This window comes from Enterobacter sp. 18A13 (assembly GCF_007035975.1).
In the GTDB taxonomy this organism is placed as follows: Bacteria; Pseudomonadota; Gammaproteobacteria; order Enterobacterales; family Enterobacteriaceae; genus Enterobacter; species Enterobacter vonholyi.
On sequence record NZ_AP019634.1, the window covers coordinates 1,141,603 to 1,157,306 of the forward strand.

Annotated in this window: 15 protein-coding genes; 6 read left to right on the forward strand and 9 right to left on the reverse strand. The window is 59.0% G+C overall.

What is annotated here, in order from left to right; all coding sequences use genetic code 11:
- Positions 1-36: 36 nt before the first annotated feature.
- Positions 37-1,689: a bifunctional UDP-sugar hydrolase/5'-nucleotidase UshA gene (ushA, locus tag FOY93_RS05570; RefSeq protein ID WP_143344776.1), complete on the forward strand. Its 1,653-nt coding sequence runs from the start codon at positions 37-39 to the stop codon at positions 1,687-1,689.
- 92 nt (positions 1,690-1,781) lie between these two features.
- Here the strand turns inward: ushA and ybaK are convergent, their stop codons facing one another.
- The 3 genes from ybaK to copA all read right to left on the reverse strand — a co-directional run bounded on the left by ybaK (position 1,782) and on the right by copA (position 5,803).
- Complete coding sequence (gene ybaK, locus FOY93_RS05575) at positions 1,782-2,261, reverse strand: Cys-tRNA(Pro)/Cys-tRNA(Cys) deacylase YbaK (RefSeq protein ID WP_023343509.1); 480 nt, start codon at positions 2,259-2,261, stop codon at positions 1,782-1,784.
- A gap of 198 nt (positions 2,262-2,459) precedes the next feature.
- Positions 2,460-3,254: a TraB/GumN family protein gene (locus FOY93_RS05580; RefSeq protein WP_023293131.1), complete on the reverse strand. Its 795-nt coding sequence runs from the start codon at positions 3,252-3,254 to the stop codon at positions 2,460-2,462.
- Positions 3,255-3,304: 50 nt separating this feature from the next.
- The gene (copA, locus tag FOY93_RS05585) at positions 3,305-5,803 is read right to left on the reverse strand and encodes a copper-exporting P-type ATPase CopA (RefSeq protein WP_143344777.1); all 2,499 of its coding nucleotides are present in this window, start codon (positions 5,801-5,803) and stop codon (positions 3,305-3,307) included.
- A gap of 108 nt (positions 5,804-5,911) precedes the next feature.
- Here copA and cueR point away from each other — a divergent pair, with 108 nt between their 5' ends.
- Positions 5,912-6,322, forward strand: a complete 411-nt coding sequence (cueR, locus tag FOY93_RS05590; protein WP_021241620.1) for a Cu(I)-responsive transcriptional regulator — start codon at positions 5,912-5,914, stop codon at positions 6,320-6,322.
- Here cueR and FOY93_RS05595 read toward each other — a convergent pair.
- Genes FOY93_RS05595 through FOY93_RS05605 form a run of 3 tightly spaced genes read right to left on the reverse strand, consistent with a single transcriptional unit; the run spans position 6,319 to position 8,578 of the window.
- Positions 6,319-6,771 (reverse strand): NfeD family protein, encoded by a 453-nt coding sequence (locus FOY93_RS05595; protein WP_032656590.1) that lies wholly within the window; start codon positions 6,769-6,771, stop codon positions 6,319-6,321. The two genes, cueR and FOY93_RS05595, sit on opposite strands and share 4 nt — an antisense overlap.
- On the reverse strand, positions 6,768-7,682 hold the full coding sequence (locus tag FOY93_RS05600) for an SPFH domain-containing protein (protein ID WP_008499312.1): 915 nt from the start codon (positions 7,680-7,682) through the stop codon (positions 6,768-6,770). Before FOY93_RS05600 ends, FOY93_RS05595 begins: the two co-directional genes overlap by 4 nt.
- A 44-nt stretch (positions 7,683-7,726) precedes the next feature.
- A complete protein-coding gene (locus FOY93_RS05605; protein WP_143344778.1) occupies positions 7,727-8,578 on the reverse strand; it encodes a hypothetical protein in 852 nt (283 codons plus the stop codon).
- Between the two features lie 143 nt (positions 8,579-8,721).
- Between FOY93_RS05605 and fetA the strand changes: the two genes are divergently transcribed.
- Entirely contained in the window at positions 8,722-9,393 is a 672-nt protein-coding gene (fetA, locus tag FOY93_RS05610) for an iron efflux ABC transporter ATP-binding subunit FetA (protein WP_136195299.1), read from the forward strand.
- Positions 9,386-10,168: an iron efflux ABC transporter permease subunit FetB gene (gene fetB / locus FOY93_RS05615; RefSeq protein ID WP_111963376.1), complete on the forward strand. Its 783-nt coding sequence runs from the start codon at positions 9,386-9,388 to the stop codon at positions 10,166-10,168. The genes fetA and fetB overlap by 8 nt, the downstream gene beginning before the upstream one ends.
- 51 nt (positions 10,169-10,219) lie before the next feature.
- On the opposite strand, the gene FOY93_RS05620 is transcribed toward fetB, so the two are convergent.
- Genes FOY93_RS05620 through tesA form a run of 3 tightly spaced genes read right to left on the reverse strand, consistent with a single transcriptional unit; the run spans position 10,220 to position 12,555 of the window.
- A complete protein-coding gene (locus FOY93_RS05620; protein ID WP_023310624.1) occupies positions 10,220-11,074 on the reverse strand; it encodes a co-chaperone YbbN in 855 nt (284 codons plus the stop codon).
- Positions 11,075-11,132: 58 nt separating this feature from the next.
- The gene (locus FOY93_RS05625) at positions 11,133-11,903 is read right to left on the reverse strand and encodes an SDR family oxidoreductase (RefSeq protein ID WP_136195300.1); all 771 of its coding nucleotides are present in this window, start codon (positions 11,901-11,903) and stop codon (positions 11,133-11,135) included.
- Positions 11,904-11,931: 28 nt separating this feature from the next.
- Positions 11,932-12,555, reverse strand: a complete 624-nt coding sequence (tesA, locus tag FOY93_RS05630) for a multifunctional acyl-CoA thioesterase I/protease I/lysophospholipase L1 (protein WP_115874389.1) — start codon at positions 12,553-12,555, stop codon at positions 11,932-11,934.
- Here tesA and ybbA point away from each other — a divergent pair.
- Together ybbA and ybbP are read left to right on the forward strand one after the other, a co-directional pair.
- Positions 12,526-13,212 carry a putative ABC transporter ATP-binding protein YbbA gene (gene ybbA / locus FOY93_RS05635; protein WP_008499319.1) on the forward strand — a complete coding sequence of 229 codons (687 nt, stop codon included), beginning with the start codon at positions 12,526-12,528 and terminating at the stop codon, positions 13,210-13,212. The two genes, tesA and ybbA, sit on opposite strands and share 30 nt — an antisense overlap.
- A complete protein-coding gene (gene ybbP / locus FOY93_RS05640) occupies positions 13,209-15,623 on the forward strand; it encodes a putative ABC transporter permease subunit YbbP (protein ID WP_136195302.1) in 2,415 nt (804 codons plus the stop codon). Before ybbA ends, ybbP begins: the two co-directional genes overlap by 4 nt.
- Positions 15,624-15,704 lie beyond the last annotated feature (81 nt).

A 15,704-nucleotide genomic window follows, 5' to 3' on the forward strand; every position in this document is an offset into this window, starting at 1 on the left:
ATTTCTGCCTTTGTCTATTGGTCAGGGAGAGAGAAGATGAAGTTAATGAAGCGGGGCGTCGCGCTGGCGCTCATCGCGGCGTGGGGGCTGGTAAGCCTGCCCGCGCAGGCGTATGAAAAAGACAAAACCTATAAAATCACCATTCTGCATACCAACGACCACCACGGCCATTTCTGGCGCAGTGAATACGGCGAATATGGCCTGTCGGCACAAAAAACGCTGGTGGATGGAATACGTAAAGAGGTGGCGGCCCAGGGGGGCAGCGTGCTGTTGCTCTCAGGCGGCGATATCAATACCGGCGTGCCGGAATCCGACCTGCAGGACGCCGAGCCCGACTTTCGCGGCATGAATCTGATTGGCTACGACGCGATGGCCGTCGGTAACCATGAGTTTGATAATCCGCTCAGCGTGCTGCGTCAGCAGGAGAAATGGGCCAAATTCCCGTTCCTCTCCGCTAATATTTACCAGAAAAGCACCGGCGAGCGCCTGTTTAAGCCGTGGGCGCTGTTTAAGCGTCAGGATCTGAAGATCGCGGTCATCGGCTTAACCACCGACGACACGGCGAAAATTGGCAATCCTGAGTTTTTTACCGATATCGAATTCCGTAAACCGGCAGACGAAGCGAAGCTGGTGATTCAGGAGCTGCAGCAAAACGAAAAGCCGGACGTGATTATCGCCACCACGCACATGGGGCACTATGACAACGGCGAGCATGGCTCCAATGCGCCGGGCGACGTAGAGATGGCGCGCAGCCTGCCTGCGGGCTCGCTGGCGATGATTGTGGGTGGTCACTCACAGGATCCGGTTTGTATGGCATCCGAGAACAAAAAGCAGGTGGACTATGTCCCGGGCACGCCTTGTGCGCCAGACCGTCAGAACGGTATCTGGATTGTGCAGGCGCACGAGTGGGGCAAATACGTGGGCAGGGCGGACTTTGAGTTCCGTAACGGCGAGATGAAGCTGGTTCATTATCAGCTTATCCCGGTCAACCTGAAGAAGAAGGTCACTTACCCTGACGGGAAAAGCGAGCGCGTACTTTACACGCCAGAAATCGCTGAAAACCAGCAGATGCTCTCCCTGCTGACGCCGTTCCAGAACAAAGGCAAGGCGCAGCTGGACGTGAAAATCGGCACGCTGAACGGGCGTCTGGAGGGGGACCGCAGTAAAGTTCGCTTCGTGCAGACCAACATGGGTCACCTGGTGCTGGCGGCGCAAATGGCGCGCACCGGGGCTGATTTTGGGGTGATGAGCGGCGGCGGTATTCGAGATTCCATCGAAGGTGGAAACATCACCTATAAAGACGTTCTGAAGGTGCAGCCGTTCGGCAACGTGGTGGTTTATGCTGACATGAGCGGGAAAGAGGTTGTTGAGTACCTGACCGCCGTGGCGCAGATGAAGCCGGATTCCGGGGCCTATCCACAGTTTGCCAACGTGAGCTTCGTAGCGAAAGACGGCAAGCTTAACGACCTGAAGATCAAAGGCGAACCGGTTGACCCGGCGAAAACCTACCGTCTGGCGACGTTAAGCTTTAACGCCACCGGCGGCGACGGCTATCCGCATATTGATAATAAGCCGGGATACGTGAATACCGGCTTTATCGATGCGGAAGTGCTGAAGCAGTATATCGAGCAGAATTCGCCGATTGACGTGAATGCGTATGAGCCGAAAGGTGAGGTGAGCTGGCAGTAGTGCGGGGGTTTTGTGCCGGGTGGCGGCTTCGCCTTACCCGGCCTGCATTCGAATCGTACGCCCGGTAAGCGCAGCGCCACCGGGCAATTTACTCAATCCCGGCGGGCAATATCCGCAAACTTCGCGTCCAGCATTTTTGCCAGATCGCCCGCCGCCAGCTCAATGTCCAGCCCGCGTTTGCCACCGGAGATAAAGATGGTGTCAAATTCCTGTGAAGGAGCATCGATCAGCGTCGGCAGGCGTTTTTTCTGTCCGAGCGGACTGATCCCGCCCACCAGGTAGCCCGTGGTGCGTTGCGCCACCATGGGATCCGCCATATCCACCTTCTTCGCCCCCAGCGCTTTGGCGACCTTCTTCAGATCCAGCTGTCCTGCCACGGGAGTCACCGCGACGGCGAGGTGCTTCATATCGCCGTTCACCGCCACCAGCAGCGTTTTATAAACCTGGTCAGCGTTCAGCCCCAGCTTGCGCACCACTTCATCACCAAAGTTGGTTTCATTCGGATCGTGATCGTAGGTGTGGATCCGGAAAGAAATGTTGTTTTTTTCGAGTAATTTAACGGCGGGAGTCATAGCTATCCTTCTTACGACAGACAATTCATGCAGCCAGCATACGCCTGACGTTTGTCTAAAAAATAGCACCATCTTGCGCAATAGTGTTGGCAGTGATGGTCACTTTGAGCGACAATCGGCTCAGCCGAAGGTCACTTCGGTATAATAAAAACGATGAAATTCCTCTTTGACGGGCCAATAGAGATATTGGCCATTTTTTTATTTCAGCAACGACGGCAAATTCCCTTCGCCGTATAAATGTAACGCCCCAACCGCCACCACGTATTCCCCCGCTGGCAGAGCATGCAGCGTCTCTCGCCAGGCTTTGTTACGCGCATTCATCAGCACATCATACAGCGATTCACTGAACGTCGACGGTAGCGCCAGCCTGCCGTCCGCGGGCGGTGCATCCAGCCACCAGCCAATCATGGTCTGCAGCAGGCGTGCGTTGGTGTGCCAGTGGGTGAGGGTATCATCCAGCAGCATCAGACCGTCGTCGGGAAGCTCTCGCAGGAGCGCAATCTGGCTGTCCGTACCTTCCAGTTCGATGATCGGCATACGGCGCGCCCGCGCCACGTTCAGCAGCTGGTAATCAATGCCGTAATCACCCCGCAGCCCCAGACGCTGGGCCTGCGTGGCCTGTAATACCATTGCGATTTGCCACAGCGGCAGGGTGTCAATCATGGAGAGCGATACGCCGGTTTCCTCGGCGACGCGCGTCAGTTCCGCGAGCTGGGCCTCATTCAGACGTTCCGCCAGCGGGAGATCGCTTTCAAGCCCGGCAAACGGTGACTCATGGCCCGAGATGTCCGCCTCGACGACCAGCGCGTCGGCGCGCTTCAGGCGCTTTATCAGACCGGGCGGCAGAGGTGACATACCCTGCGTGCCCATATGGATACTGCCGACCAGGTGCAGGTGTTGCCCGCCGGGAAGCGAGATATCCAGACCGGGCCAGGCGTAACGGCGAGGGAAAAGGGCGCGAAACGATGTTTTTATACGATGAAACAGACCCATACGCGCTCCATAAACGGAAAGGTTCATGCTAGCGCGTACGGGTACAAGGTTCAATCCTTCGGTTTAAACCGCAACAGCCGGTTGGCGTTGCTGACCACGGTGATGGAGGAGAGCGCCATCGCCGCGCCCGCGACCACCGGGTTCAGCAGCGTGCCGGTCAGCGGCCACAAAATACCGGCCGCGATTGGGATCCCGAGGGTGTTATAGACGAACGCCCCCAGCAGGTTCTGCTTCATGTTGCGCAGCGTGGCTTTTGAAATGGCCAGCGCGTCGGCAACGCCCATCAGGCTGTGGCGCATCAGCGTGATGGCTGCGGTTTCGATGGCGACATCGCTCCCGCCGCCCATTGCGATCCCCACGTCCGCCTGGGCCAGCGCCGGGGCATCGTTAATGCCGTCGCCGACCATCGCCACCTCACGACCCTGGCTTTGCAGTTTCTTGATGGCGTCCGCTTTGCCGTCCGGCAGTACGCCTGCAATGACCTCATCAATACCGGCCTCTTTCGCGATGGCGTTGGCGGTGGTGGGGTTATCCCCGGTCAGCATCACCAGACGGTAGCCCGCACGGTGCAGGCGCTGTAAGGCATCCACGCTGTCCTGGCGAAGCGGATCGCGCACGGCCAGCAGCGCGGCGGCTTTGCCATCCACCGCCAGCAGAACCGGGGTGGCGCCCTGTGACGCCTGCGCCTTCAGCTCGTTTTCCAGCGCGGCGGTATCAATACCGTTTTCATTGAGCAACGCCTGATTGCCCAGCAGCAGCGCGTGGCCTTCTGCTTCACCGCTCACGCCGAGCCCGCGCAGGGTGCGGAAATTGCTCACATGCGGCAGGGCAGACGCATTGGCTTTATCGAGAATGGCGCGCGCCAGCGGATGGCTTGAGCCTTGCTCCAGCGCGGCGGCAAGCCGCAGCGCCTCTTCTTCGGTAATGCCAGCGGTCGTAACGGCGACCACCTGTGGTTTACCTTCGGTCAGCGTGCCGGTTTTATCAAACACCAGCGTGTCCAGGGTGCTGGCCCGCTGCAGCGCGTCCGCGTCCCGCACCAGTACGCCAAATTCGGCCGCGCGGCCTACGCCGGAGATAATCGACATCGGCGTCGCGAGGCCCAGGGCGCACGGACAGGCGATGATCAGCACCGTGGTGGCGATTACCAGGATATACACAATCTGCGGCGCCGGGCCGAAGACATACCAGATCGCCGCGCTCAGCAGGGCAATACCGACCACCACCGGCACAAAAATGGCCGAGATTTTGTCAGCAAGCTGGCCTATCTCCGGCTTGCTGCTTTGCGCCTGGCGCACCATGCGGATAATACGCGACAGCGTGGTGTGGCTGCCGACGGCACTGGCGGTGAACAGCACGCTGCCGTCCTGCACCACCGTACCGGCATGCACGGCGTCGCCATCGGATTTCTGCTGGGGAATAGGCTCCCCGGTCAGCATCGCTTCATCCAGCCAGGCTTCGCCCTGGGTTATCTTACCGTCAACGGGAACGCGGTCCCCCGTGGTCAGACGCAGCGTCATGCCGGGCTGAACCTCAGCCAATGGAACGCTCTTTTCCCCCTCGTCCGTGACCACGCGGGCCGTCGGCGGGGTTAAATCAAGCAATCTTTCCAGCGCTTTCGAGGAGCGCTGGCGGGCGCGGGCTTCCAGCATATGGCCCAGGTTAATCAGGCCGATAATCATCGCGCTCGCTTCATAGTAGAGATGGCGCGCCTCCATCGGGAACCACTGGGGCCAGACGTTCACGCTCATCGAATAGAGCCACGCCGCGCCGGTACCGAGCGCCACCAGCGTATCCATCGTCGCGGTGCGGTTTTTCAGGCTCTTCCAGGCGCTGGTATAGAAATGTCCGCCTGCGAACACCATCACCGCAAGGGTAATCAAACCAATCACCAGCCACAGCGTGCGGTTGTCGTCGGTGACCATCATGTTGTCGCCGAGCATGCCCCACACCATCACCGGAATACCGACCAGCAGGGCGACAATCGCCTGCCAGCGGAAGCGCTTCATGGTGGCGATAGCCGTTTCCTGCTGGCGCTCGCGACGCTCGGCATCGTCTTCGATGGCCTCCGCGCCGTAGCCCGCTTTCTCAACGGCCTGCACTAATTCTGCGGCGGAGGCACTGCCTATCACCAGCGCAGTACGCTCCGCAAGATTGACCCGTGCCTGGGCGACGCCCGGTACCGCCTGCAGGGCGTTTTGTACCCGGGAGACGCAGCTGGCGCAGCTCATGCCGTTGATCAGCAGCTGTTGGCTGTCATCAATATCATCCGCTGCCGGAAGCTCAGGAGTGGCCGCTGTCAGTGCTTCCGACGGGGATGATGACTCTGCCAGCGGTTTAGCCTTTGGGTGGCTTAACTCCGCCCCGTAACCGGCCTGCTTGATGGTATCGATCAGCGCATCCACGCTGGCGCTGCCGGTGACGGCGGCATGATCGATAGTCACGTCAGCGCTTTCCACATCAGGGCGCTGTTCCAGGCTTTCTTTAACGCGTTTGACGCAGTGGCCGCAGGAGAGGCCGTCCAGCGTCAGGTCTATAGTGTGAGACATAACAAAACTCCCGTATAATATATTGGTCAGTTGTTGACCGGAGTAACGCTTTTCGCTAACTGTTATGAAGGTTAAACCTTCCATCAAGGGGAAGGTCAAGGGGGAAATGTGAATATCAGTGACGTGGCAAAAAAAACCGGCTTAACCAGCAAAGCGATCCGCTTTTATGAAGAGAAGGGGCTGGTCACGCCGCCGCTGCGCAGTGAAAACGGCTACCGCAGCTACACGCAGCTGCATCTGGATGAGCTGACGCTGCTTCGCCAGGCAAGACAGGTTGGGTTTAATCTGGAAGAATGCGGCGAGCTGGTTAACCTGTTCAACGATCCGAAGCGTCACAGCGCCGACGTGAAAAAACGCACGCTGGAAAAAGTGGCCGAAATTGAACGCCACATCGTCGAGCTGCAGGCGATGCGCGAACAGCTGCTGCAGCTCGCGGACTCCTGTCCGGGGGATGACAGCGCCGACTGCCCGATTATCGATAATCTTGCCGGCTGCTGCCACCGTAAAACCCACGCTTAGCAGGCTTTCACCCGCAGGGTAATGCCTTCCACGGCAATGACCTCCACCCGCGTGCCGGCGCTGAGGTCATCGTCGGCCACCACCGGCCACGAGCTGTCGCCCACCCGCATGTGCCCGCGTCCGTTCACCAGCGCGGTGTCGAGCGTAAAACGCTTGCCGACAATCTGCTGTCCGCGCTGGTTAAGGTGGGCGTCGACCGGTTTCTGCTCTTTGACCCGCCGGTTAAGCCAGCGCCACCACAGCCAGGCGGCCACCAGCGTCAGCGCGGCGAACAGCGCGCCCTGCCACGCCCAGTCCAGGGGAAGGATCCAGACCAGAAGACCCGTAATGACGGCGGCAACACCGCTCCAGAGCAGGTAGCCGTTGCCGCCCAGCATCTCCGCCGCCAGCAATAAGCCGCCGAGGCTTAGCCAGAAGGCGTGAGGATGTGCAACAATCAGCTCAATCATTTTTTACGCTCGTTTCCGCTGTCCTTGATCAGTTCGGCTATGCCCGCGATAGAGCCCATCAGGCTGCTGGCGTCCAGCGGCATCATCACCACTTTGCTGTTGTTCGCGGAGCCGATCTCTTTCAGCGCGTCGGTATATTTTTGCGCCACAAAGTAGTTCACGGCCTGGATATCACCGGCGGCAATCGCCTCGGACACCATCTGGGTGGCGCGAGCTTCCGCTTCGGCTGAACGTTCACGCGCTTCCGCCTGTAAAAACGCGGACTGACGGTCGCCTTCTGCTTTCAGGATCTGCGACTGTTTTTCCCCTTCCGCTTTGAGGATCTCCGCCTGGCGTACCCCTTCGGCTTCCAGAATGTAGGCGCGCTTGGTTCGCTCGGCCTTCATCTGGGCGTTCATGGAGGCGATCAGCTCCGCCGGTGGGCGCACGTCGCGGATCTCGATGCGGGTGACTTTGATCCCCCACGGGTTGGTGGCCTCATCGACAATGTGCAGCAGGCGGGTGTTAATGCTGTCGCGCTGGGAAAGCATCTCGTCCAGCTCCATCGAGCCGAGCACGGTACGGATGTTGGTCATCGTCAGGTTGACGATCGCCAGCTCCAGGTTGCTGACTTCATAGGCCGCCTTCGGCGCGTCAATCACCTGAATAAAGCAGACGGCGTCGATGGTGACGTTGGCGTTATCCTTGGAGATCACTTCCTGGGACGGAATATCCAGAACCTGCTCCATCATGTTGATCTTGCGACCAATTCTGTCCATGAACGGAACAATCAGGCTTAAGCCTGGCTGGAGGGTATTGGTGTAGCGACCGAAACGCTCGACGGTCCACTGATAGCCCTGAGGGACAATTTTGACGCCTGCGCCCACGATAACCAGCGCAACGAAAATAAGGACAGGAACAACGATAAGCATAAAAACCTCCTGTTTTGCATGCTGTGACGAGTGAAAGTGTGCGTTTATTGCTCGTAAGTATAGGTAAAGTCAGAGATGAATCCATCACCCGCTTCGGCAATGGCTTTCGATAATCCCTGGTAGTAATTCTCCAGCCCCAGCGCTTCGATACGCTGGATCTGTTCGCGAATGGGGGCGCAGAACAGAACGGCATTTCCCGCCTCAACGCGTTTGTTATTCGGTGGAAGGTCGCCCGCGATAGCTTTAAACCAGGTTCTGATACCCTGCTTTAAATTATGCGGCGCTTTTGCCAGGTTATCCATGCCCGTCAGGACCTGCAGGGTAGGGAACTCATCGGCCAGCACGGCGGTTTTCATGCGCGCAAAGAACTGGCTGAACAGCTCGAACGATCCCAGATCGGTGACGCGGGGCTTGGTGGTTTTTCCGTTTTTATTGCCGATTTTTCCTGCCGCTGACGCCGCGGCCGGAACCGCATTCACCTTTTCCAGCTCCAGCCCGAATAACAAATTACAGTGCGCACGGCGCGCTTTCAGCGGATAGGACATCAGGACCTCAATGAACCGGGTGGCTTTCACATCCGCAAGATCGTGGTTGATAAGCCACTGGGTGCGTGAAAATTCCGCCGGAGAGACGAACCAGTCCGGCACCTCATTGAAGCGTTTTGATTTGCCTTGACCATCAAATTCAAGGAAGTGTGTTCCGTTGTCGAAGGCGAAATAGCAATTTTTGAAGCTGCCGATCGTGGTGTTCACGATGAGCGCCTTCTTAACAAAGTCCACCACCTCTGCACCTATCACAAACCGCGTGAGCTCCGACGATTTGATGACTTCCATTAATGTTTCGACATCAGGAACACCAGGCTTCAGGGAGGGAAACTCATAAAAGATATGTGCCATGCTGCATACTTCCTGTAGTGATGGTGGTGACAATTTATAAACAAAAAGTTTAACACTTGCTTCAACGTGAGGCTATTCGCGCTGTGCGGGCGAAAGGATTATGCTACAGGCGGTTATTACACGAAGCGGTTAACGGAAGCGCAATGAACAATAAAAAAAACCTTTTGCATCTCAGGGACGTCGGGTTTCGAGTCGGGGAAAACACGATCCTGCAGCACGTCGGGTTTAGCCTGTCGCCGGGCGAGTTTAAATTAATCACGGGTCCCTCAGGCTGTGGGAAAAGCACGCTGCTGAAAATTGTGGCGTCACTCCTCAGCCCGACGGAGGGAGCCATTCTGTTTGGAGGCGAGGATATCGCGTCGCTTTCCCCGGAAAGCTATCGCCAGCAGGTCTCGTACTGCGTGCAAACGCCCGTGCTTTTTGGCGATACGGTTTACGACAACCTGATTTTCCCGTGGCAGATTCGCAATAAAACGCCGGAGCCGGAACAGTTTATCAACGATCTGGCCCGCTTTGGCCTGGCGCAGGACACGCTGACCAAATCCATCAACGCGCTGTCGGGCGGCGAAAAGCAGCGGGTCTCGCTGATCCGCAACCTGCAGTTTTTACCGAAGGTGTTGTTGCTGGACGAAATCACCAGCGCGCTCGATGACGTCAACAAGCGCAACGTTAACGAGATTATTCATCGTTACGCCCGGGAGCAGAACATTGCCGTGCTGTGGGTGACGCACGACGCTAACGAAATAACCCATGCGGATGACGTGATTACGCTCCAGCCGCACGGCGGAAAAATGCAGGAGGCGAACCGTGGGTGAACATAATATTACCAACGAATCTCTGGCCTTTTCGATGGTGCTGGTGCTGATTGCGATTGTGGTTAGCTACCGGGAAAAGCTGGGGCTGGAAAAAGATATCGTGTGGAGTATCTGCCGCGCGGTGGTTCAGCTCATCATCGTCGGCTATGTGCTGAAGTATATCTTCAACGTTAACCACGCGGTGCTGACGCTGCTGATGGTGCTCTTTATCTGCTTTAACGCGGCGTGGAATGCGCAAAAGCGCAGTAAATACATCGATAAGGCGTTTGTTTCGTCGTTTATCGCGATTACCACCGGAACGGCGCTCACGCTGGCGGTGCTGGTACTTTCCGGCTCGATTGAGTTTACGCCGATGCAGGTTATCCCTATCTCGGGGATGATTGCGGGGAACGCGATGGTGGCCGTTGGGCTCTGTTACAACAATCTCGGCCAGCGTTTCAGCAGCGAACAGCAGCAGCTGCAGGAGAAACTAAGCCTGGGGGCGACGCCAAAAGTGGCCTCGGCGCGGCTGATTCGCGAGAGCATTCGCTCATCGCTGATCCCGACCGTGGATTCCGCCAAAACGGTGGGGCTGGTGAGCCTGCCGGGCATGATGTCGGGGCTGATTTTTGCCGGTATCGATCCGGTAAAAGCGATTAAGTATCAGATCATGGTGACGTTTATGCTGCTTTCCACGGCAAGCCTGTCGACCATCATTGCCTGCTACCTGACCTATCGGAAGTTCTACAACGCGCGCCACCAGCTGGTGGTGACGCAGTTGAAAAAGATGGGGTAATATCGGCTTTTCCAGGCCCGGTAAGGCGAAGCCGCCACCGGGCTTTTTTTATCAGTACAGCAGCGCGTACAGCTGACGACGATACTTCGACGCCAGCGCGTCTCCGGTGCCCAGCGCGGCCAGGATCTCCTGGAACATCTTGCGCGCCTGACCGTCCGCGGCGGCTAAATCTTTTTGCAGATGGCTGAACAGCAGCTCAAGCGCTTCTTCGTTACGCCCCACCTGATGCAGCTGCAGCGCCAGCTGGCTTGCCAGCGCGGCATCGGCCGGGTTGTCGGCAACCTGCTGCTGCAGCTGCTGAATTTCAGGGGTGTCCGCCGCCTGCTTCAGCAGCTCAATTTGTGCAACTAGCCCCTGATAGCGGGTGTCCTGATCCTGGAGCGGAACCGTCTTGAGTACGGCTTCCGCGTCTTCTGAGCGGTGCAGGGCGATCTGCGTTTCCGCCAGCAGCAGGCCAATCTGGCTGTTCTGATTCGACAGCTGCCACGCCTCTTTGAGCAGCGGCAGCGCTTCGTCGTATTTGCCTTCCTGCATCAGCGCCATGCCTTCCTGCGCTTTCAGCTCTTCTTCGCGCGGCAGCACTTTATCCAGCAGGGCGCGAATCGCCTCTTCCGGCTGCGGCCCCTGGAAACCGTCAACAGGCTGGCCGTTCTGGAACAGATAGACGGTAGGAATGGCGCGCAGACCAAACTGAGACGCGACCATCGGCTCGGCGTCGCAGTCCAGCTTCGCGAGAATGAACTGACCGTTGTACTGGGCGGCAAGGCTTTCCAGCACCGGCGTCAGCTGCAGGCAGTGTTGGCTGCGTTCAGACCAGAAGTAGAACAGGACCGGTTTGGTCATCGACTGTTCAAGAGTCTGTTGCAGGTTAGCTTCTGTGATATTGACGATATTCTGTACGGACATGCGGCTTTCTCTTTTGTCGGTTTGTTCTTTACATGGGGATGAGCGTCGTCGCTTCAACTCAACCGTGCAAAATTTTGTCCATTATCCGGCCCGGCAGCAGGCGCTTTAACCAGCCTACGGCGTGGGTGACCAGCGTTACCGGATAGCGCATTTTGGGATGTTCACTCTCAAAAGCATGGCGCACTTTGGCTACCACCGCCTCTGGCCCGAGGGTAAAACGCGCGGCGATGCCGGGGTTCTCGACCGGTTTATCCGCCTGGGTCTGGTTCACGTTTTCGGTAAAGCGGGTGCGGATCGGGCCGGGCTCAATCAGGCTGACCTTAATGCCGCTGTGGCGTAACTCCATGCGCAGGGCGTCGGACCAGGCCTCCAGCGCATATTTGCTGGCGGCGTAGGCGCCGCGGCCCGGGGTGGAAATCAGTCCCATCACCGACGACGTCATCACGATGCGCCCTTCACCGTGCGGCAGCATCGCGGGGAGCAGACGCATGGTGAGCTGATGCACGCCGAAGAAGTTGGTCGAAAACTGCTTCTCCAGCGTTTCGCGGGAGAGGGTGTCCAGCGGGCCATACACGCCGTAGCCGGCATTATTAAACAGCCCGTACAGACGATTAGCGGTCAGTGCGATCACCTCATCGGCGGCGCGTTCAACGCTTTCCGGCGAGTCCATATCCAGCAGCACGCCGGTAAAGCCCAGGCCGTTCATGCGTTCGACGTCGTCAGGTTTGCGACAGGCCGCCAGAACCCGAAACCCCTGGCGCTTCAGTTCGAGCGCGCTTTCCAGGCCGATTCCACTGGAACATCCTGTAATTAAGACCGATTTTTGCATAACTTTACCTGTCAGGATCTCCGCTTAATCAGGAGTCATGTTTAACTAAAGGAGCCAGCCGCGTTGCCATCCAGTCGGCAATAAACGGCTGCGCATCGCGATTGGGGTGGATCCCGTCGTCTTGCATCCACTGGGGTTTGAGATAGACCTCTTCCATGAAAAATGGCAGCAGCGGAATATCAAACTCTTTGGCAAGCTTAGGGTAGATCGCGCTAAAGGCCTCATTATACCGACGACCGTAGTTGGCGGGCAGGCGAATTTGCATCAGCAGCGGCTGGGCGTTTGCCGCCTTGATGTCCTGCAAAATGGTACGCAGCGTTTGCTCGGTTTGCTGAGGCTGGAAACCGCGCAATCCATCATTACCGCCAAGCTCAACCAGCACCCAGCGCGGCTTATGCTGTTTGAGCAGCGCAGGCAGGCGCGATAAACCCTGCTGCGAGGTATCGCCGCTGATGCTGGCGTTGATTACAGACGTTTTGCTCTGCCATTTGTCATTGAGCAGGGCGGGCCAGGCCGCGCTGGCCGCCATGCGATAGCCTGCGCTCAGGCTGTCGCCGAGAACCAGTAACGTGTCCGCTGCCGCCGCGCGGAAGGTCATCAGAATCAAAAACAGGAAGGGCAAATGCCAGCGGAAAACAGTGTTGAAGTTCATCATCTTAAGAAGTCCGTCGGTCAGGGGGAGCACGAGCTTTCCATCCTTACCGGAGTTGAACTCGTTGTCAAACGCGCTGAAACCATCGCGCTGATTGGCGAATCCGGTTCCGGCAAGTCCACGCTGCTGGCGATTTTAGCCGGTCTGGACGACGGCAGCAGCGGCGAGGTCCACCTTGTCGGGCAGCCGCTGCATCAGCTCGATGAAGAGGCGCGGGCCGCGCTGCGCGCGCGTCACGTTGGTTTTGTCTTTCAGTCCTTTATGCTGATCCCGACCCTGAACGCGCTGGAAAACGTCGAGCTCCCGGCGCTGCTGCGCGGTGAAAATAGCCGTGAAAGTCGCGCTCACGCGAAGGCGCTGCTGGAACAGCTCGGTCTGGGTAAACGTCTCGACCATCTTCCCGCCCAGCTTTCCGGCGGTGAACAGCAGCGCGTGGCGCTGGCCCGCGCGTTTAACGGCCGCCCTGAGGTGCTCTTTGCCGATGAGCCTACCGGCAACCTTGACCGTAAAACCGGGGACCGGATTGCCGACCTGCTGTTTTCGCTCAACCGCGAGCACGGCACTACGCTTATCCTCGTGACCCACGATCCGCAGCTCGCGGCGCGCTGCGACCGTCGCCTGCGGCTGGTGAACGGCGTTCTGCAGGAGGAAGCATGATTACCCGCTGGTTCTGGCGCGAGTGGCGCTCGCCCTCGCTGCTGATTGTCTGGCTGGCGCTCAGCCTGGCGGTGGCCTGCGTGCTGGCGCTCGGCAGCGTCAGTGACCGCATGGAAAAAGGGCTCAGCCAGCAGAGCCGGGAGTTTATGGCGGGAGACAGGGCGCTGGAAAGCTCCCGCCCCGTGCCGTCGGGCTGGATTGAAGCAGCGCGCAAAGAAGGGCTGAAGGTGGGGGAACAAATCACCTTCCAGACCATGACCTTCGCGGGCGACACGCCGCAGCTGGCGAGCGTCAAGGCCGTCGATGATATCTACCCGATGTACGGTGACTTACAGACCAGCCCGCCGGGATTAAAGCCGACGCCCGGTACGGTGCTGCTGGCATCGCGTCTGATGGCGCTGCTGAACCTGAAACCTGGAGACAGTATCGACGTCGGCGACGCCACGCTGAAAATCGCCGGGGAAGTGGTGCAGGAGCCTGACTCTGGGTTTAACCCGTTCCAGCTTGCGCCGCGCCTGCTGATGAACACCGCTGATGTCGCGGCCACCCATGCGGTACAGCCGGGCAGCCGCGTCACCTGGCGCTATAAGTTTGGCGGCACGCCCGCCCAGCTTGCCGCGTATGAAAAATGGCTACTGCCGCAGCTCAAACCAGAGCACCGTTGGTTCGGGCTGGAGCAGGACGAGGGGGCGCTCGGTAAATCGCTGGAGCGCTCTCAGCAGTTCCTGCTGTTGTCGGCCCTGTTGACCCTGCTGCTGGCGGTGGCGGCGGTGGCCGTGGCGATGGGGCACTACTGCCGCAGCCGCTACGACCTGGTGGCGATCCTCAAAACCCTGGGGGCGGGCCGGGCGCAGCTGCGCAAGCTGATCGTCGGCCAGTGGCTGATGCTGCTGATCCTGTCGGCGCTGACCGGCGGAATAATGGGGCTGCTGTTTGAAAAACTGCTGATGGTGATGCTAAAACCGGTGCTCCCGGCCGCATTGCCGCCGGCCAGCCTCTGGCCGTGGCTGTGGGCGTTGAGCGCGATGACGGTGATCTCGGTGCTGGTGGGGCTCCGGCCTTACCGCCTGCTGCTCGCCACGCAGCCGCTGCGCGTGCTTCGCAACGATGTGGTGGCGAACGTCTGGCCGCTGAAGTTCTACCTACCGATGATTATTGCGGTGGCGGTGGGGCTGCTGGCGTGGCTGATGGGCGGCAGCACGCTGCTGTGGGCGGTGCTGGCCGGGGCGGTTGTGCTGGCGCTGCTGTGCGGCGTGCTGGGCTGGATACTGCTTAACCTCCTGAAAAGGGTGACGGTAAAATCCCTGCCCGTGCGCCTGGCGATCAACCGTCTGCTGCACCAGCCCTGGTCTACGCTCAGCCAGCTGTCGGCGTTCTCGCTGTCGTTTATGCTGCTGGCACTGCTGCTGGTGCTGCGCGGCGATCTGCTCGATCGCTGGCAGCAGCAGCTTCCGCCGGAAAGCCCGAACTATTTCCTGATCAATATCGCCCCTGAGCAGGTTACACCGCTGAAGGGCTTCCTGGCGGAGCATCACATCATCCCCGAGTCGTTCTATCCCATCGTTCGCGCGCGTCTGACGCAGATCAACGGGCAGCCAACGGAGGGGAACAAGGACGAGTCGCTGAACCGCGAGCTGAACCTGACCTGGCAGGAGAAACGCCCTGACCACAACCCGATAACCGCCGGCACCTGGCCGCCAAAAGCGGGGGAGGTGTCGATGGAGGAGGGGCTGGCGACGCGCCTGAACGTGAAGCTGGGGGACAGCGTCACCTTTACCGGCGATACCCAGGATTTTACCGCGAAGGTCACCAGCCTGCGTAAAGTGGACTGGGAAAGCCTGCGGCCCAACTTCTTCTTTATCTTCCCGCCGGGGGCGCTGGACGGGCAGCCGCAGAGCTGGCTGACCAGCTTCCGCTGGGAAAACGGCAACGGTATGCTGACCCAGCTCAACCGGGAGTTTCCGACGGTCAGCCTGCTGGATATCGGCGCGATCCTCAAACAGGTGGGGCAGGTGTTGGAGCAGGTGAGCCGTGCGCTGGAGGTCATGGTGGTGCTGGTAACGATCTGCGGCGTGCTGTTGCTGCTGGCCCAGGTGCAGGTGGGCATGCGCCAGCGCCATCAGGAGCTGGTGGTTTACCGCACGCTGGGGGCCGGAAAGCGGCTGCTGCGAATGACGCTCTGGAGCGAGTTTGCGCTGCTGGGGCTGGTGGCCGGTCTGGTGGCCGCCATTGGCGCAGAGACGGCGCTGGCGGTGCTGCAGACAAAGGTCTTCGACTTCCCTTGGGAGCCTGACTGGCGTCTTTGGTTGATCCTGCCTCTGTGCGGCGCGGGGCTGCTTTCCCTCTGCGGAGGCTGGCTCGGCACGCGGCTGCTAAAGGGCAAAGCCCTGTTCCGTCAGTTTGCCAGTTGATTTATCACTGTGATAATTACGCGTCGGTTTTTAATTCCGGCGCGTAGTATTAAAATGGCACAAAGTGATAATACCCACTCA